The organism is Brevibacillus sp. HB1.4B, from assembly GCF_013284285.1.
Classification (GTDB): domain Bacteria; phylum Bacillota; class Bacilli; order Brevibacillales; family Brevibacillaceae; genus Brevibacillus; species Brevibacillus porteri.
In genome coordinates this window covers 1-17,260 of the sequence record NZ_JABSUT010000001.1, presented here as the reverse complement: position 1 = coordinate 17,260, position 17,260 = coordinate 1, and the positions used below count along the sequence as shown (strand labels likewise).

The following is a 17,260-nucleotide window of genomic DNA, read 5'->3' as shown; positions in this document are numbered from 1 at the left end:
CCTCAGTCTATTACGTCGATGTATATAGATTCGATTGTAGATTTCTACATGAGACATGTCAAATTATCCCTACGTCTGCACGGCGTGCTCCAATCGTTCCATCGCTTCGACTAGAATCGATCTCGGGCAAGCAAAATTGATTCGCATGAACCCTGCACCATCCTGTCCAAACGTTGTACCATCGTGCAAACCGAGCTTTGCATCCTCACGAATGAGCTTGTTCAACTCCGCCTGACTATGTCCTAGCTGTCTAAAATCCATCCACCCCAAGTATGTCGCTTCCGGAAGTGCCATGGATACCCCAGGAATACGAGTCGATAAAAACTCATGCACATAGGCTGCATTCTTACGTAAGTAGATCAACAGTTCTTCCAGCCATGCTTCTCCATGTTGGTAGGCAGCAATCGTTGCTTCCATTCCAAATAGATTCAGATTCTCGTAGCCCATTTTGGATGCCGTGATGGAAAAGTTCCGCAATAATTGCTGATTTTCTGTCATCAAATAGGAAGTATACAGACCAGCCAAATTAAACGTTTTGGCGGCTGATAGGAAGGTCACACTCTGGTTGGCCAATTCCGGTGCCAGCGAATAGTAAGGCGTATGAACATTTGGCTCATAGACCAAATCCGAATGAATCTCATCGGCAACCACAATCACGCCATTTTCTACACACAATCTTCCCAAGCGCTCCAGCTCTTCTCTGGTCCATACTCGTCCAATCGGATTATGGGGTGTGCAGAGTAGCATGAGCTTCACCCGCGGGTCGCTCAGCTTTTGTGTGAGGTCATCCCAATTCATTTCATAACGCCCGTCACGCTCCAAGAGTGGGCTGGTAACGACGTGACGTCCGCGATTTTCGACTGCATGATAAAAAGGGTGGTACACAGGCGTCTGGATCAAAACACCATCTCCCGGGGCTGTAAAAGCTTCTACGGCTACGTGTATGCCAGGAACGACTCCAGGTATACCTGTCATCCAGCTCACTTCTACCTCTACACCAAATCGCTTGTGAATCCACTCTTTCAAGCTCTGAAAAAGGGCATTTGACTTCAACGTGTATCCGTATATCGGGTGACTCGCGCGTTTGATCAGTGCCTCTGTGATTTCAGGAGCGCAAGCAAAATCCATATCCGCCACCCAGAGCGGAAGCATTCCTTCACCGTTCACTTTTGGATTCTGAATCTCCCATTTGACACTATCTGTCCCTCTGCGTTCGATGCGCTGATCAAAATCGTACACTTTCGTTTCCTCCCTTATTCCCTTCACATGCATACACACAGCATAAACCGTCTTTTTCCAATTGTCCAAGCTTCAGGTGTACGAAAAAAAGAGCCGCCCAGTGAGCGACTCTCTTCTTACTATCAATAGATTAACGAGCGTATACGCCAGGACCAAATGGGAGGTCAAGGTAGTACCATAATGTCAATTGCAAGATCCAAACGACCAGGAAAACGATTGCAAATGGAGTCATGGTAGAGAAAATCGTTCCCATTCCCGCATTCTTATTATACTTCTGATAGAACGCCAGGAAGAGCGGGATGTACGGATTCACAGGTGAGATCGTATTGGTTGCAGAGTCCGCAATCCGATAAGCGGCCTGGATAAATGCCGGGTTGTAATCCAACAGCATCAGCATTGGCATGAATACAGGTGCAAGGATCGCCCACAGTGCTGAACCACTCGTGATAAACAAGCTACAGATACCAGTGAAGAGTGTAAAGGCAATAATGATCGGCAAGCCAGTCAAGCCCATGTTTGTCATGAATTCTGCACCATTGACAGCCATCAAAATACCAATGTTGCTCCAGTTAAAGAACGCGATAAACTGTGCTGCTGTAAACGCTAACACAATAAAGCCAGACATATCCTTGATTGCTTCGGACATGTAATGCGGAATGTCCTTCGATGTTTTAATCAATCCCATTGCTCTACCATACACAAACGATACGGTCACGAAGAACAACAGGATGATGGGAATAATCCCTTTCAAAAACGGTGATGTCAAGAATTCACCTGTCTTTGGATCGCGCAACAGTGAACCTTCTGGAACGACCAACAATGCTACAATCACCACGAAAATCAGCGCTGCGATACCCGCTTTGCGCAGTGCTTTGTTTTCTTGCGGAGTTACTGCTTCGAATTGTACGTTTCGATCGCCGTGATACGTGCCAAGACGTGGTTCGATAATTTTATCGGTAATCCATCCTCCAAAGAAAGCGAGGATAACAACGGAAGCTGACATGAAGAACCAGTTATCTACTGGCGTAACCATTGCATTCGGATCAATCGTTTTCGCTACTTCCGTACTGATCCCTGCCAAGAGAGCATCTGTACCGGCAATGAAAAAGTTCGCTGTAAAACCGGAGGATACACCAGCCATACCAGCTGCAAAACCTGCAATCGGGTGGCGCCCCATTGCCAAGAACACAAGACCGCCAAGCGGAGGAATAATAACCATGGCTGCATCAGAAGCAAGATTTCCTAAAATACCGACAAAGACAATTGCATAACTGACAACCGATGCCGGAATACCTGCCATCATTTTGCGTAGAACTGTCGTCAAAAGACCGATTTTTTCTGCCAGTCCAATTCCAAGCGTCATCGCCAGAACGAGACCAAGTGCTGGAAATTCAATAAAGTTTTTCAGCATACTTGTTAAAATCCAATGAATACCTTCGACGCTAAGCAAACTCTTAACGGCAACCTCTTCGCCTTTTGCAGGATGCATAACCGAAAAGTCCATGGCTGCGAGAATTGCAGAGACTACCATCAATACACCACACAAAATAATGAACAATACAAATGGATGCGGGAGCTTATTCCCTACCGTTTCAATCCATTTTAGGATACCTTTTTGCTTCATCAGATCTACTTGCACATTCGTGCCTTTCGCCATAGTTTCGCCCCCCTGATTCGTTTGAATTCCCTGAATGTTCTTGCGGATTTGCGACCATCCTCGGGATGAATGATGTGGTCTTCCTTCTCTAGCGCTCATCGCCGTTGATGGTTCAGCGGGAGAAAGACGAAGTGAGCTTCCCTTATTTCGTGAAAGCCTTTCCAAGAATCGAAAGGCTTGTACACAATGCCTTTTATCTGACTCCAACTTTTAAGTAGAGTTCAAATATAGCAGGCAAAGTTCACTCTCACATAATAACTTGCTAATATGATTATATAATCTATAAAATCCATGTCAATAATTTTTAGACTATTTTATGAAATTTTCGCTTTTTGGATAATTGCTGTCATTTGCGAGTCTATAGTAATATAGAGATTGATTACGAATGATCACGGAGGAATGACGTATGTCTGATGTTATCGTGTTCAAAGGGGCCATTGCTTTCCCTATTACATTGGATCCAACCGTTTGGGTTTTTGATGAACGCAAATTCGATCTGAAAACATACGCGGGCGAAGATGATAGCTCGCTGGTTACACAAGCAAAGTATTTGGCTGGCACGGGGACGCAGTGGGATAAGGAATTGCGCGAAGGGGCTACGCTTCCTTCCGAACGAAAAAGCTTAGCCGAAGAACGCAAAGTGCTCGAAGGCGAGTACGGAATTCGTCTCGATCCCTTCATTACAAACGCTGAGCCCCTACCAGAGGTGACTCATGTCCGTCTTCACCGCGAGGATCAGGAAGCGATCGTTCTTCCACTTGCAGAGGCAAGAAGAGCCATCCTCCAATTCTCCAAAGACGGCAAGCCTATTAAAGAGGATGGTCCTGTGTACTTTTATTTGCCGGAAGTGTTGCTGGCAAATGAAGCGCCAATCAAAGGAATTATCGCTTTGGAGTTTATTACGGAGCAAGCGTAAGACAAGCCACTTAAGATAATCCTCTCTTGGATAACAAAAGCCATCCTCCTTCGAAAAAAAGAGGATGGCTTTTGCCATATGTTACGTATGTGTGATGATTTTGCTCTTAGGCGCTGAACTGCGTGATACGGATATTCCGATGCTGTAGTTCTTCGCGAAGCAATTCGATAAAAGCTGCATCTAGTTGAAGGTCGACAGCGCGATGATATACTTCTATCAACATTTGGTCACTTAAGTATTTCACCTTTGCTCACCTCCATCGCTAATATGAGCCCATTGTAACAGAAGCCTTTGTATCGAACAACCGTTCGGATATCCACAAGCAATGTGGACATCTTGTTGGTAACATGTGGGCAAGTTGTGTGTAACTTATAAATATCCAAGCATTTCCTTTGTGGATGTTTTTTTCCATTTATCCACAGCCAGTCGAAATTTGTCGAACGAATGATGTGACTATTCTGTCATAATCACCCCTCAAGAAAAAAAGCCACCCTGTACAGGATGGCTTTTTTCGTTGCTATTATGCGTTTGCCGCTTCTGTCACGTGCAGAACTTGCTTGATGCGATCAATTGCCCAATCCAGGTCTTCTTTGCTGATGACGAGTGGCGGTGCAAAGCGAATGGTTGTCTCATGTGTTTCTTTGCACAGGAGTCCCAGTTCTTTTAGTTTTTCGCAATATGGACGAGCCGCTGTTGTCAGCTCCAAACCAATGAACAGACCGCGACCGCGAATTTCCTTGATGATCGGGTTGTTGATTTCTTTCAATTTCTCCATGAAGTATGCGCCCATTTCCAGGGAGCGCTGTACAAGACCTTCGTCAGCCAGTACATCCATAGCTGCGATGGCAACTGCGCATCCGAGTGGATTTCCGCCAAAGGTAGAACCGTGAGAGCCTGGTTCAAATACGCTCAAGATTTCTTTATCTGCTGCTACTGCGGAAATCGGGAACACGCCACCACCAAGAGCTTTCCCCATGATGTACATGTCTGGTACTACATTTTCCCAATCGCTGGCAAACATTTTACCTGTGCGCCCGAAGCCTGTTTGGATCTCGTCGCTGACCAAGAGTACATTGTTTGCTTTACATACCTCTTGTGCCTGCTTCAAGAAGCCCTCTTGCGGAATGATGATCCCTGCTTCGCCTTGGATCGGCTCCAGCATGAATGCTGCTGTATTGGGTGTAATCGCTTGCTTAAGCGCTTCGATATCGCCATAAGGAATGATTTTGAACCCAGGAGTGAATGGTCCGAAGCCACGTCTGTATTCTTCTGCAGAAGAGAAGGAAGTTACTGTGACAGTACGACCATGGAAGTTGCCTTCACATACGATGATTTCTGCTTGGTTCTCTGGTACTTTTTTCACGTCATAAGCCCAGCGACGAACCGCTTTGAGTGCTGTCTCTACTGCTTCTGCACCAGTATTCATTGGCAGGATCATTTCTTTTCTTGTCACCGCAGAGAGCTTTTCGTAGAATTCACCCAGTTGGTCATTGTAAAAAGCACGGGAAGTGAGCGTTACTTTATCTGCTTGATCTTTCAGAGCTTGGATGATACGTGGATGACGATGCCCTTGGTTCAGCGCAGAATATGCACTCAGCATATCCAGATATTTATTGCCTTCCGGATCGTGTACCCATACGCCTTCTGCTTTGGAAATAACGATCGGTAGCGGATGATAGTTGTGCGCACCAAATTTTTCTGTTTGTTCAATAACCACGTTTGTTTTACTCATGTCGTTAGCCTCCTTCAAGATCACTTGCTAAAATTATCTAGCAAGAACGATGCCAAACAGGAAAACCCCACAAAGTCGATCCAATCCGATCAAGCGAGCAAAAAAATTTTGCACCACACATCCATATTCTTTTGCAGTGCATAATGTTTTTGCACTCATTCCCTTTATGCTATGATACCTTCATAAGGAAAGGCTGGTGACCACGGTGTCGTCTTCTAGGCAAAATTCTTCAGCTGACACTCTCTTGCGCATTTATGAACATATTTTGGACAGAATGAATGAAGGTGTACATGTCATCGATTCGGACGGGACAACGATTGTCTACAATTCCAAAATGACCGAGCTGGAATCGATGACCAGACAAAACGTTTTGCACAAACCTTTGGCAGAGGTTTTTCAGTTCCCGTCTGGACAGGAAAGTACCTTGCTCACATGCTTGCGTACCGGAAATAGCATTCGCAATACACGACAAACGTATTTCAATGACAAGCAAAAAGAAATTTCAACCATCAACCATACGTACCCCATCATTGAAAATGGCAAGATCATCGGCGCAATGGAAATCGCAAATGATGTTACCAAAATGGAACGATTGATCAGAGAAAACTTGCTGCAAAAAAACGGGTCACGCTACACATTCGAGCACATTATCGGGAGAAGCGGTCCTATTCTCGATGTCATAGAGAATGCCAAACGCGCAGCACGCACCTCCTCATCCGTATTGGTCGTGGGTGAAACGGGTGCCGGGAAAGAGCTGTTCGTGCAAAGCATTCATAATGCCAGTCTGCGTGCTTCTGGTCCCCTTATTTCACAAAACTGCGCTGCGCTTCCGGATAGCCTTATCGAAGGGCTTTTGTTTGGAACGGCTCGTGGAGCATTTACTGGCGCAGTGGAGCGACCTGGATTGTTTGAGCAAGCAGAAGGCGGAACCCTTTTTCTCGACGAAATCAACTCGCTTAGTATGCCACTACAGGCAAAATTGTTGCGTGCTCTGCAAGAGAAGTCGATTAGACGTATTGGTGACACAAAGGATCGATCGATCGATGTACGAATCATTGCAGCAATTAATGAAGATCCTGTTGAGGCAATCGCCCATTCGCATTTGCGAAAAGACTTGTACTATCGCCTCGGAGTCGTCACGTTATTTCTCCCCCCGCTTCGGGAACGCAAGGAAGATATTCCGATGCTGGTCAGCCATTTTATTGAGAAATACAATGAGCTGTTCCAAATGGAGGTAAGAGGCATCAGTGACGAGGTTCTGCAATTTTTTATCCAGCATGATTGGCCTGGCAATGTGCGTGAGCTTCAACACTTGATTGAGGGGGCCATGAATCTGATGATTGACGAATCAACCATCCGCTATGAACACTTACCCTTACACTTTTTGCGTCGTACGCCAGCCGCTTCCGTAACAATCGAGCAACCCTCCCCTCACACGTTGCCTTTTGTGGACGAAGGAAAGCCATTGAAGGAAACCATGCAAGAGTTTGAAACAGCATATATTCACCATGTTGTGGAACGCTATAACGGAAATATTTCACGAGCAGCCAAGGAATTGCAAATTAGTCGTCAAAGCTTGCAGTATCGTTTGCGTAAGCTGGGGATTAAGGGATAAGGCATACTAATAAAAACGACGTTCTGGTTTGAGTCAACATGGTGGAGAGAAGAAAAAGCACAGTTCTCTTCGACTCTGACACGCCCGCAAGGGTGATTCACTGTTCGTCTACACTTCAAAAAGGGGCCCGTCGAGCCAAAGCCACCCTACGGGCGGACGTTTCTCAAGAAGAAGTGTTCGACAAGCGTGGACCCCTTTTTGAAGTTCCGACTGAGTTGGCTTTGTCAAGGTCTACGAGCCCTGCGCTTTTTCTTCTCACCAGTTTTATTGGTTAATCGTTACCTTCTAAAAGCATGCAAGTTCATCTCTTTAGATGTTTTCTTTCAGTCCAATTTTCCCCTTATCTTTTTTAATAAACGCCAAGATATTTGGCGTTTTTTTAATTATTTTGCATCAACTGCCGAATCATTTTGCACATTTTGGTAGTATATACCTCAAAAATATTATTTTCATAAATTATTTCTTTTGGTATCATTCTTGCAGAGCATATATCGCTATCGCGCCTGAAAACGCATACATCCATTGAACATACTCGCGTGAAGGAGAGGGTTATATGTCCACAAGCAACATGGAGCAGCACAATCAATTGAAACGCACGATGAACAGCAGACACCTCTTTATGATTTCTCTTGGCGGCGTAATCGGAACCGGGTTATTTCTCGGATCAGGTTATACAATTAGTCAGGCAGGACCAGTTGGTGCCATTCTCTCCTATTTAGTCGGCGGCTTTATCATGTACCTGACTATGCTATGTCTGGGTGAGCTGACAGTTGCCATGCCTGTGGCCGGTTCGTTCCAAACATATATGACCCGCTTTGTTAGCCCAGCACTTGGGTTTGGTGTAGGTTGGTTGTATTGGCTTGGTTGGGCCGTGACCGTTGCTTTAGAGTTGTTGTCATCAGGATTGCTGATGCAACGTTGGTTCCCTGACTCACCTGTTTGGATGTGGTGCGCGATCTTCGGTGTAGTGCTCTTCTTATTAAATGCTTTATCTGCTCGAGCGTTCGGTGAATCTGAGTTCTGGTTTTCCAGCATTAAAGTAAGCGCTATCATCTTGTTCATCATCTTGGGTGGAGCGGCGATGTTTGGTTTCATCGACCTGAAAAACAGTCAGCCTGCGCCAATGCTCTCCAACTTTACAGAAAGCCCGCTTCTCCCCTTTGGAATCACAGGCTTGCTGATGACGATGATCACCGTGAACTTCTCCTTCCAAGGTACCGAGCTGATCGGGATTGCCGCTGGAGAAAGTGAGGACCCAGAGAAGACGATTCCGAAGGCCATTCGTACGACGGTTTGGCGCACACTCGTTTTCTTCATTCTGGCGATTGCCATCGTGGCAGGGATGATTCCACACCAACAGGCGGGTGTGATTGAAAGTCCGTTTGTCGTCGTTTTTGACAGTATTGGGATTCCTTATGCGGCTGACATTATGAACTTCGTTGTCCTGACAGCACTTCTATCTGTAGCCAACTCTGGTTTGTACGCAGCAACTCGTATGCTTTACTCCCTGTCCAAAGAAGGAATGGCTTCGAAAAAGCTTGGGGCCGTAAATGGAAAAGGGATTCCGATGAACGCTTTGTTGATTACGTTTGCCATTGCACTCTTGTCTCTTCTGTCCGGTATTTTTGCAGAAGATACGGTTTTCATGGTGCTGTTGTCTATCGCTGGTCTCGGCGCACAGGTGGGGTGGATCTCCATCTCTGCTTCGCAGCTCGCTTTCCGTCGCCATTACCTGAAAAATGGAGGCAAGCTGGAGGATCTGAAGTTCCGTACCCCTTTGTATCCGATACTGCCTTTGATTTCCTTGATCTTGAACTTGCTCGTTCTCGTAAGCTTGGCATTCGATCCAGAACAGCGCATCGCCTTGTACTGCGGAGTTCCGTTTATGATCATTGCGATATGCGTGTATCAATTCCATTTTAAAAAGAAAATCGAAGCATAATCACAAAAAGAAAAGCTTGCAGCCCCCTCTTTCAAGAAGGGACTGCAAGCTTTTCATGTTTTATATGCGATGCGATAGGCTTGGCAATACTACAATGAGATTCGGACAATTTCCGTAACGACTACCATGGCAAAGACTGCAAATCCAAGGGAACTCGTTACCAGCAACATGCGCTTAAGCTTTTTCATATCTTCCATAAAATTCCCTCACTTTCTTGCGCCAATCATCTCTATCGTTATATACGTATGAACGATGGAAAATGTTTCATTTCGCCCAAAAATATTTACGATCGAGCTATTTTCTTAAGATCATTCCCGATTTGTCCGGTTTGTTGTTCCATGCGATATAGCATCCAGGCCACCCAAAACCCGATGACCAAACAAATGGTCCATGGCAGCCACGGCGTTTGCAAGCGCAGCCCTACATCGTACACCCATCCTCCTGCTATTTGTCCGAACGAACCCCCGATGGCAATCGAATACCCGTTGAAGCCGTAATAGGCGCCAACCAAGTCCTTGGGAGCAAAACGAGGAACGACATCCACCAGATTCGGAACAGCAATCATGGTACCCAGTGCAAAAAGGAACACATCCAAAAGAATGAGCCACAATGAATCGGCAAACGTGAACAAAAATAGTCCCACACTCATAAACAACGTTCCGATGCCAATCAAGGTAAGCCTGTGCTGATAACCCTCCAGCAATTGTGTCACTTTCATTTGAAATAAGATCACAAACAGCGAGAGAGCAGAAAGCACGATCCCTACATTCACCTTGCTATGCGTAACATTTTCAACAAACAGCGGAATCGTTAAAAACACCTGCATATTTAAGTAATAATACCCCATCAAAATAAAGGTATATCGTACAAACAGCTTGTCCTTCACTACCGTGGACATACTTTCCCATATGCTATGCCGTGTATTAGTGGCGCGAATTGGTGGGAATAAAAAGAAGATCACGATTGTATTCACTCCGAAAACGGCTCCTGCAAACAACGAAATGTACGTAAAATCAATAGCCGAGAGTGCTGTCCCCACGATTTGGGAACCGACTACCGCAATATTTCCAAGCACATTGCGAAGGGAGAATACTTCTTTTCGAATGGCCTCAGGTGTAATAATCGCATAGGCAGCAGAGCAAGCAGGCTCAAACAACGCCCCACCCAATCCGGAAAGAATCGCGGCAACAAAAAAGTGCCAGGTCTCGGTACAAAAAGCGAACATCGCAAAACCAACGGCACGTACGCCCAATCCGAGGAACATCGCCCCTTTGTATCCGAAGGCATCCGCGATCACACCGCCTAAAAAAGCAAGACCTTGCTGGGAAAACTGTCTGACACTCAGGACAATCCCTGCCATCGCCAGTGTCCAGCCGATACTGCCCGTCAAATACAAAGTGAGGTACGGGATTAATGCATAAAAACCCATATTCATCATAAAAGATGTGCTTAACAAGAGCTTCACTGAAAAGGGCGTTTCTCGCCACCATTCCCACTTCATCCCAATACCCCTCGCTCTCCCGATAGCCCACATGAAATAAGGATATCCCCAGCTTAGCGAACAGGGTATAATTTGGGAAACGAACATTTTTGTATATGGTAATCAAATATTTAGATAAGAGGGATTCCAACTGTATGGACTTCGAACAATTACGCGCTTTCTACACATTGGCCCAAACAAAAAATTTCACCAAGGCTGCGGAAATGCTCCACTTAGTCCAGTCTACGGTGACAATGCGAATCAAGCAACTGGAAGAAAAAGTTGGCAAACCTCTTTTCATTCGTGATAAAAGAAGTGTTGAGATTACCCAAGCGGGCTTAACCCTTTTACCGTATGCAGAGAGAATCCTCAAACTGTCCCATGAAGCCCTAAATGAAGTCGCTTCACTCCAGCCTTATGAAGACTATTTATCGATCGGCAGCTTAAACGCGATCTGGACTTCCACCCTCGAGCCAATCTTGAAAGAATACCACTATCGGTATCCACAAATTGCGATCAGCACCAAGACAGGGCACTCGTCCGATGTCATCCAGTATTTGCTGGACAACGTGATTCAAATCGGAATCGTGTACGTTCCCCCATCCTTGCCCAACTTTGACGTTATACCAACGTGGGATGATGAAATTGTCTTGGTTTGCTGTCCAGAGAGCCCCATTGCCGCATCTACACACGTCGATTCGCGCGAGCTGCGCAATCTGCCGCTGCTGTACATGAATTGGGGCCCTCCTTTTAACGAATGGATTAGACAGACATTGCCGCGTAATTACGTACCCAAGCTGACAGTAGACAAAGCGGAGCTCGCTATCGATCTGATCAAAGAAGGTCTCGGCGTGAGCTTGTTGACGCGCTCTACCGTCAAAGCAGAGCTTGCGGCAGGTACCTTGAAGGAACTGATCATAACAGGCAATAAACCTCCCAAACGATCGGCGTACATCGTCTTGCCAAAGGACAAAAAAAATAAACCCAGCGTAGAAAAATGGCTGAGTTTAATGAGTGAATTAGGGTATTCCACCTAGCTTGCTGATTACCTGGACTGCGGTATGGGGTCGACGACCGTGCTTCGTCTCCCCATCCATTCTTCATAGCCAAGACGAAGGAGAAAGTACCAGCACATCGACAGGAAAAAGCCGGTAAGCACATCGCTCAAATAATGAACCCCCAAGTACACACGGCTGAACGCGAGCAATGCCACGAAAATAAAAACCGCAGGCTGCACGAGCGACGACCATCTTTTCTCCGCAAACCACTGGGCAATCCAAAACGCGACCATGCAATAAAAGGCTGGTCCAATCATCGCATGACCACTCGGAAACGAAAAGGACTCCGGCAGCTCAATCAGATTGACGCCACTCGGTCTAGGCCTCTCAAAGAACCGCTTTAAGAGCTCATTCGCTACTTCACTGGCACCGAGGGAAATGAGAACAAACATTGCCTCCACACGATATTTCTTTATGTATAGGACAACGAACATGATCACCGCTACAGGTACAAGGAACATGCCGCCGCCAAGATTGGTTACCAATCGGAAAAAAGCAGTCCCAACATCCGAGCGAATCGACTCTGCAAATGCGATGGCAGCTTGATCCATACCTGCCACTTTCCCTGCTACGTAGAGGGCAAACATGCTTGTGGCAAGTACCGCAAATGTAAGTGCTCCGCGTACATATCCATTTTTTCTAGTTGTCTGATTCATTGTTGATCTCCTCTTTCCATCAAAAAACGCAAGGACTCAGCAAATCGTTGATCGTCTTCACGCGTGCGAGCAGCAGGCCCCTTTGTACGACCTCCCCCTCGCCGATATCTCGCTTTTTCATTTCGTTCTTCCAAATGAAACGTAATCCGTTCTGGGTCAAAAACCATCCCGTGGGGTGTCAGGGCATGGGCTCTCTTTCCTAGAATAAGCGCTGCCAGACCAATATCCTGCGTCACCACGACATCCCCTGAACTCGTTTCGTTCGCCAGCTTCATATCTACGGCTTGTGGGCCGGCATCTACCGTTACATGATTGGCGTTGCCGATTTGATGATTATAACTGGCAAAGGTCAAACAAATCCAGTCGAGCTCCTTGCACAATGCTTGGGCAGTTAAGAGTGCCTGGCGCGGACAAGCATCCGCATCGATAAGAACACGTCCTTTTGACATAGTTGCTCCTTTCGTGTGTATTTCTCTCCCCGTACCGATTCATTTTTGGTATGATGGAAGTGGAGAGGAGTGAGTTCACCTTTGCGCTATCAATTTATCCATGATGAACGGCTAGGTATACGACTTCCCGTGCTGCATCTGGAATGGGAAGATTATTCGAAAGTAGAAAGAGCGGATATGTTGCTGGAATGGGAAGAAATCCGCGCGACCATTCCGGATAAAATACACCGGGTAGAGAAGGTCATTATCGAGAAAACCAAACTAATGTCCGAAGAAGAAAATTTCGTTAGATCTTGCGAATTGAACAGCGAGATCCACGAATTGGCCAGTGTTATTAATGATCTTAATATATGGTTCCGTGTCCAGCAAGACCATGACTCCAAAACCCATCAATAATTCGTTTATAAAAAGCAACAGCTCCTTGGCTTCTTTTTTAGCCTCGGAGCTGTTTTTTCGTAGGAACGCTATGCTTATTTTCGCTTGCGACCAATTTCTAACGCCTTCAGCCCTGCTACATGCGGGGCAGCCATCGAAGTGCCATTCAGCTTTTTAAACTGATTTCCCGGCCACGTAGATAAAATATCAACCCCGGGTGCCTTCATATTTACGCCCTTGCCTCTCGCACTGAACGTTGCCAATTTTCCCGTTTGATCAATCGCACTAACCCCTAAGACACCATCGTACCGCGCAGGATACTCCACTTCTCCCCCTCCGTTGCCTGCAGAAGCTACCAGTACGATTCCTTGCTGATAGGCCCGACCAACTGCTCTCGCCATTGCTTCGCTATATTGGGGCATGCCAAAGCTCATGTTGATAACATCCATCTTATTGGCAATTGACCATTGCAGAGCCTGCAAAATGGTCGACAAAGATGATTGACCCTCATGATCAAAAGCACGGACGTCATACAAATGGGCCTCTGGAGAAACTCCGACAATTCCTCTTTGGTTCATCTCGGCTACGATGATCCCTGCGACATGCGTCCCGTGTCCATTTTGTTTGCCGCGCACTAGCTGGATGCCACCCTTTATTTGGCCCTTCAAATCAAAATGATCGCGGGAGATTCCCGTATCGATGACAGCGACCTTGACGCCTGCTCCTCGCCCCTTTCGCCACAATCTCTGTGCCCCCACATATCGCACTCCCCACGGGATTTCATCCTCTCCTTCCGCATGGACGCTTACGGTAATGTTCTCTTCCACCATCGCTTTATACCTTCGAAAAAGCTCCTCATGCTGCTCAAATATCTTTTCTTTGACACACAAGCAAGAAAGGTCATCATAGCATCGCCATGGAAGTCTCTCGGTTTTGGTCAGAACCTTGGTTTTCAAATCTGACAGAATCTCGGTAAACGGCGTATCCCGATGAAAGCTGACAATTTTCAACCCACTAGCCTCCTGTCATGCATCGTTCTGACTCATCCTATGTCACGGCTCCCTCTGTGGGTTTGGGCCATTGCACAACGTTGACCAAAATAGGCGAATAGCCGCGTGAATCTGTCCAAGCGAACTCCCTTGCTTTTCCATATAACTGCATAGGGCAGGCGTATTCCTTTGAAAGGAGCGAAGCATCATGGCAAAAGCAAAAGGAAAAGTAAGGGCAAAGGTCAAGCAAAAAGCGAAGGGCAGTCCACGTGACTTACTGAAATCCATCAACAAGAAAAGTAAGAAAAAATGGACGATGGGCGATGTACGATCACTGGCCAGAGACTTCTCCATGAAAGACTTGAAGGATGACAAGAAATTAAGCGAACTGATTAAAAAAGTCAGCAAGGCGGTCGGAGTCAAATTATCCGATCAGCAAATGTCCAGCGTGAAAAAACAGGTGCATGATCGCCTCGGATAAGAAATGCCGCCCTTTGGCTTCGCCCCTCTTTGGCGAAGCCTTTTTTTGCAAAACAAAAGAGAGAGCGAAAAATCGCTCTCCCTCCTGGCGAAGCTAATGACCAGTGTTTTCGTTAGTCGCAAGAGCAAGCAACGATAACGAGCAGTACGAACAACACCAGTATTAAAGCAAAGTCGTCAAATCCTCCGTTGAACAGACTCATTCGCTTTCCCTCCTTTGCCAGCAACTAGTCATACTGTATGTGCGAATGCTTAAAGATGATTGGACCATCGCCTATACAAGACTGTTTTTCCTGGTTTTTTACACAGTTACTGGCAAATGGAAAGGAGATTAGCTCGCTTGTCTTTCAATTGGCTCTGGCAGTCCATACTGCTTTTTCATGACTTGACGCCAAAACGGAATCGTACGTTGAATCATCGGTCCCGTTAACAGTGCAATCAGTATCGTGCCGATTGACACAGGTCCACCCAACGCAGCACCTGCAAGCAGTACGGTAACTTCTATGATGAGTCGGACTCGCTGGATACTCCAGCCTAGACGCTCGTTCATCGCCAGCATAAAGCTGTCGCGCGGTCCTGCCCCAAGAGAAGGAGATAAATACATCCCGATCCCGACAGTCAAAACAACAACACCTGCGAGAAACATCAAAAGCCTCGCCCAGATAGATTCCAGCTCAGGAATAAAATCTAACCATAAGATAAGATCGAGAAAAACGCCAAAACAAATCATATTTAAGAACATTCCAAAATTAGGCTTCATTTTTGCCACGAAATAAGTGGCGAAAATGACAACGACTCCTACGATCTGAGACCACAGGCCAATCGTTAATCCAAATGTTTTTTGCAGGCCGATATGAAAGGTTTCCCAAGGTGCTACGCCGAGGTTTGCTTTAATGGCCAGTACCGTACCGAATGCACCGACGAACAAACCTAGTACGAACATCAAGTAGCGAACTGTGATCGACCTGTTGAACCCTCTGCCAGACACGTCTCTTTCATCTCCTGACGATGTGGTTTACTTCCAGCCTGCAATGACTTCGTAAAAAAGTCCGTCCTTACGGTAATACGCTTCGGATTTGGAGAAGTTCAGGTAGGTCTGTGCCTCTGCAAGCTGCTCTCCCGTCAAAATGACCTGACGTTGCTTGTTCACATCGTCTCGATATTCGACAACGAGGCTGACTTCTTCCGACTGACAGTGTTGAATGAGTTCTTCTAGTGTAGCAAAGGTAATCCGCTTCATGCTCCCCCACCTCCTCCATCGCGATCATTCATTATAGCAGGGATTATGGCTTTCTCCCATCGTTTCTCTCTCGTTTTATAGAAATGCTGCCAAGATCATCAGCCAATTGGGTCGCCGAAAAAATTTGCTGCGCTTCTGCCAACAGATCCTCCATCGAAAAATCCCCGTCTTCATCTTCATAACGTGGGCTAAAGTGAGTCAGACACAGTTCTTTCACGCCCGCGTCTTTGGCAATTTGAGCTGCCTCACGTGCTGTGGAATGCCCGCTTCTGGTTGCCAGCTCCTTGTCGTGATGGGCGTAGGTCGCTTCGTGGACGAGCAAATCCGCCCCTTTTGCCAGTTCCACAACCGCTTGGCTCGGCTCCGTATCTCCACTGAAGACGATTTTGCGTCCTGGCTGCGGCTCTCCAACGAAGTCCTTTCCGTCCAGAACACGACCATCCTCGAGTGTGACCTGTTCTCCTCTTTTCAAGGCTCCAAATAACGGCCCTGACGGCACCCCGGCCTGCTTTGCCAGCTCTACTTGAAACGCTCCTGTCTTTTCCTTTTCCATCACAGCATAAGCAAACGAAGGCACGCGATGTTTCGCCATTCGACAGCTCACCACGATTTCTTCGTCCTCGTAGATTACGCCCTCACTGACGATTTTTATTTCCAAGGGATATTGCAAATGAACCGGACTTGCCTCCATGATCGCTCGAAAATATCGGTCGAGCCCTGGTGGTCCGTACAGCTCTAACGGAGTCGGTTCGGTATTACGCAAAGACCGGCTCGCAAGCAATCCGATCAGTCCGTACAGATGATCCCCATGTAGATGGGTGATAAAGATTTTATCCAACTGACTAATTTTCATCGGTGCTCGCAGTAGCTGGTGCTGAGTCCCCTCTCCGCAGTCAAACAACCACCACTTGCCTGCCTGTAAAAATCGCAAGCCGATCCCACTCACATTTCTTCGCGTAGTAGGTGCACCTGATCCGGTGCCTAAAAATGTAACGATCACGCTATGTCCATCTCCTTTGTGGCCTTCCCTCATCATGTGCCTGTCTCTATCTCTAGGCATTCACCCTTTTTTGTCTGGGCGCATAGCCTACAACATACAAAGCCTAGCAAGGAGGGACTCCTAATCATGAAACGCTTTTTGGCGCTGGGGCTGGCCGCTTTTCTCGCTATGACGGCCGTCTTGACTGGCTGCTCCAGCACTCCCGAAAAAATAAGAATTGGTGAAGTGACTCGTTCTTTGTTTTACGCCCCGCAATATGTCGCACTTGAAAAAGGATTTTTCAAGGAAGAAGGTCTGGAAGTAGAGCTCTCAACCATACCTGGCGGAGATAAAGTGATGGCAGCTCTGTTATCTGGCGGCATCGAAGTCGCGCTCGTCGGCTCCGAGACCAGCATCTACGTCTCTCAGCAAGGAGCTGCTGATCCAGTTGTC

At 46.7% G+C, this 17,260-nt stretch carries 19 protein-coding genes; 7 read left to right on the top strand and 12 right to left on the bottom strand.

Features of this window, described 5'->3' with window-relative positions; translation table 11 throughout:
• Nucleotides 1-69: 69 nt before the first annotated feature.
• A complete protein-coding gene (locus HP398_RS00095) occupies nt 70-1,239 on the bottom strand; it encodes a MalY/PatB family protein (RefSeq protein WP_017247924.1) in 1,170 nt (389 codons plus the stop codon).
• A gap of 130 nt (nt 1,240-1,369) precedes the next feature.
• Entirely contained in the window at nt 1,370-2,896 is a 1,527-nt protein-coding gene (locus HP398_RS00090; protein ID WP_017247923.1) for an AbgT family transporter, read from the bottom strand.
• Nucleotides 2,897-3,302: 406 nt separating this feature from the next.
• Here HP398_RS00090 and HP398_RS00085 point away from each other — a divergent pair, with 406 nt between their 5' ends.
• Nucleotides 3,303-3,812 (top strand): molybdopterin-binding protein, encoded by a 510-nt coding sequence (locus HP398_RS00085; protein WP_173621522.1) that lies wholly within the window; start codon nt 3,303-3,305, stop codon nt 3,810-3,812.
• A 106-nt stretch (nt 3,813-3,918) separates the two neighbouring features.
• Here the strand turns inward: HP398_RS00085 and sda are convergent, their stop codons facing one another.
• Nucleotides 3,919-4,056, bottom strand: a complete 138-nt coding sequence (gene sda, locus HP398_RS00080; RefSeq protein ID WP_007725857.1) for a sporulation histidine kinase inhibitor Sda — start codon at nt 4,054-4,056, stop codon at nt 3,919-3,921.
• Nucleotides 4,057-4,332: 276 nt separating this feature from the next.
• Entirely contained in the window at nt 4,333-5,544 is a 1,212-nt protein-coding gene (locus tag HP398_RS00075; RefSeq protein ID WP_017247921.1) for an ornithine--oxo-acid transaminase, read from the bottom strand.
• A 196-nt stretch (nt 5,545-5,740) separates the two neighbouring features.
• On the opposite strand from HP398_RS00075, the gene HP398_RS00070 reads away from it, so the two are divergent.
• Nucleotides 5,741-7,159 carry a sigma-54 interaction domain-containing protein gene (locus tag HP398_RS00070; RefSeq protein WP_017247920.1) on the top strand — a complete coding sequence of 473 codons (1,419 nt, stop codon included), beginning with the start codon at nt 5,741-5,743 and terminating at the stop codon, nt 7,157-7,159.
• 553 nt (nt 7,160-7,712) lie between these two features.
• Nucleotides 7,713-9,101 (top strand): amino acid permease, encoded by a 1,389-nt coding sequence (locus HP398_RS00065; protein ID WP_173621521.1) that lies wholly within the window; start codon nt 7,713-7,715, stop codon nt 9,099-9,101.
• Nucleotides 9,102-9,384: 283 nt separating this feature from the next.
• Here the strand turns inward: HP398_RS00065 and HP398_RS00060 are convergent, their stop codons facing one another.
• Nucleotides 9,385-10,602 (bottom strand): MDR family MFS transporter, encoded by a 1,218-nt coding sequence (locus HP398_RS00060; protein WP_173621520.1) that lies wholly within the window; start codon nt 10,600-10,602, stop codon nt 9,385-9,387.
• A gap of 134 nt (nt 10,603-10,736) precedes the next feature.
• On the opposite strand from HP398_RS00060, the gene HP398_RS00055 reads away from it, so the two are divergent.
• Nucleotides 10,737-11,618: a LysR family transcriptional regulator gene (locus tag HP398_RS00055; RefSeq protein WP_017247917.1), complete on the top strand. Its 882-nt coding sequence runs from the start codon at nt 10,737-10,739 to the stop codon at nt 11,616-11,618.
• An 8-nt stretch (nt 11,619-11,626) separates the two neighbouring features.
• Here HP398_RS00055 and HP398_RS00050 read toward each other — a convergent pair whose 3' ends face one another.
• Nucleotides 11,627-12,295, bottom strand: coding sequence for a phosphatase PAP2 family protein (locus HP398_RS00050; RefSeq protein ID WP_173621519.1), 669 nt, complete (start codon nt 12,293-12,295; stop codon nt 11,627-11,629).
• Complete coding sequence (locus HP398_RS00045; RefSeq protein WP_017247915.1) at nt 12,292-12,744, bottom strand: YaiI/YqxD family protein; 453 nt, start codon at nt 12,742-12,744, stop codon at nt 12,292-12,294. The genes HP398_RS00050 and HP398_RS00045 overlap by 4 nt, the downstream gene beginning before the upstream one ends.
• Nucleotides 12,745-12,813: 69 nt before the next feature.
• Between HP398_RS00045 and HP398_RS00040 the strand changes: the two genes are divergently transcribed.
• The gene (locus tag HP398_RS00040; RefSeq protein WP_017247914.1) at nt 12,814-13,140 is read left to right on the top strand and encodes a hypothetical protein; all 327 of its coding nucleotides are present in this window, start codon (nt 12,814-12,816) and stop codon (nt 13,138-13,140) included.
• A gap of 74 nt (nt 13,141-13,214) precedes the next feature.
• Here the strand turns inward: HP398_RS00040 and HP398_RS00035 are convergent, their stop codons facing one another.
• On the bottom strand, nt 13,215-14,129 hold the full coding sequence (locus HP398_RS00035; protein ID WP_173621518.1) for a S8 family peptidase: 915 nt from the start codon (nt 14,127-14,129) through the stop codon (nt 13,215-13,217).
• Nucleotides 14,130-14,316: 187 nt separating this feature from the next.
• Between HP398_RS00035 and HP398_RS00030 the strand changes: the two genes are divergently transcribed.
• Nucleotides 14,317-14,589, top strand: a complete 273-nt coding sequence (locus HP398_RS00030; RefSeq protein ID WP_017247912.1) for a stage VI sporulation protein F — start codon at nt 14,317-14,319, stop codon at nt 14,587-14,589.
• Nucleotides 14,590-14,701: 112 nt separating this feature from the next.
• Here HP398_RS00030 and HP398_RS00025 read toward each other — a convergent pair whose 3' ends face one another.
• From HP398_RS00025 to rnz, 4 genes are all read right to left on the bottom strand, one after another.
• Entirely contained in the window at nt 14,702-14,791 is a 90-nt protein-coding gene (locus HP398_RS00025; RefSeq protein WP_100169674.1) for a YjcZ family sporulation protein, read from the bottom strand.
• A 128-nt stretch (nt 14,792-14,919) separates the two neighbouring features.
• Nucleotides 14,920-15,576 carry a YczE/YyaS/YitT family protein gene (locus tag HP398_RS00020; protein ID WP_017247911.1) on the bottom strand — a complete coding sequence of 219 codons (657 nt, stop codon included), beginning with the start codon at nt 15,574-15,576 and terminating at the stop codon, nt 14,920-14,922.
• A 27-nt stretch (nt 15,577-15,603) separates the two neighbouring features.
• Entirely contained in the window at nt 15,604-15,828 is a 225-nt protein-coding gene (locus HP398_RS00015; RefSeq protein ID WP_173621517.1) for a hypothetical protein, read from the bottom strand.
• Between the two features lie 43 nt (nt 15,829-15,871).
• On the bottom strand, nt 15,872-16,828 hold the full coding sequence (gene rnz / locus HP398_RS00010; RefSeq protein WP_173621516.1) for a ribonuclease Z: 957 nt from the start codon (nt 16,826-16,828) through the stop codon (nt 15,872-15,874).
• Nucleotides 16,829-16,954: 126 nt separating this feature from the next.
• Between rnz and HP398_RS00005 the strand changes: the two genes are divergently transcribed.
• On the top strand, nt 16,955-17,260 hold a 306-nt coding region (locus HP398_RS00005), incomplete at its 3' end, for an ABC transporter substrate-binding protein (RefSeq protein WP_173621515.1).

Bases quoted from the DNA above. Each gene is read 5' to 3' on its own strand.
- HP398_RS00030 (WP_017247912.1), top strand. From the start codon at position 14,317: ATGGCAAAAGCAAAAGGAAAAGTAAGGGCAAAGGTCAAGCAAAAAGCG.
- HP398_RS00065 (WP_173621521.1), top strand. From the start codon at position 7,713: ATGTCCACAAGCAACATGGAGCAGCACAATCAATTGAAACGCACGATG.
- HP398_RS00085 (WP_173621522.1), top strand. From the start codon at position 3,303: ATGTCTGATGTTATCGTGTTCAAAGGGGCCATTGCTTTCCCTATTACA.
- HP398_RS00090 (WP_017247923.1), bottom strand. From the start codon at position 2,896: ATGGCGAAAGGCACGAATGTGCAAGTAGATCTGATGAAGCAAAAAGGT.
- HP398_RS00045 (WP_017247915.1), bottom strand. From the start codon at position 12,744: ATGTCAAAAGGACGTGTTCTTATCGATGCGGATGCTTGTCCGCGCCAG.
- HP398_RS00060 (WP_173621520.1), bottom strand. From the start codon at position 10,602: ATGAAGTGGGAATGGTGGCGAGAAACGCCCTTTTCAGTGAAGCTCTTG.
- HP398_RS00055 (WP_017247917.1), top strand. From the start codon at position 10,737: ATGGACTTCGAACAATTACGCGCTTTCTACACATTGGCCCAAACAAAA.
- HP398_RS00050 (WP_173621519.1), bottom strand. From the start codon at position 12,295: ATGAATCAGACAACTAGAAAAAATGGATATGTACGCGGAGCACTTACA.
- HP398_RS00025 (WP_100169674.1), bottom strand. From the start codon at position 14,791: ATGAGTCTGTTCAACGGAGGATTTGACGACTTTGCTTTAATACTGGTG.
- HP398_RS00075 (WP_017247921.1), bottom strand. From the start codon at position 5,544: ATGAGTAAAACAAACGTGGTTATTGAACAAACAGAAAAATTTGGTGCG.
- HP398_RS00015 (WP_173621517.1), bottom strand. From the start codon at position 15,828: ATGAAGCGGATTACCTTTGCTACACTAGAAGAACTCATTCAACACTGT.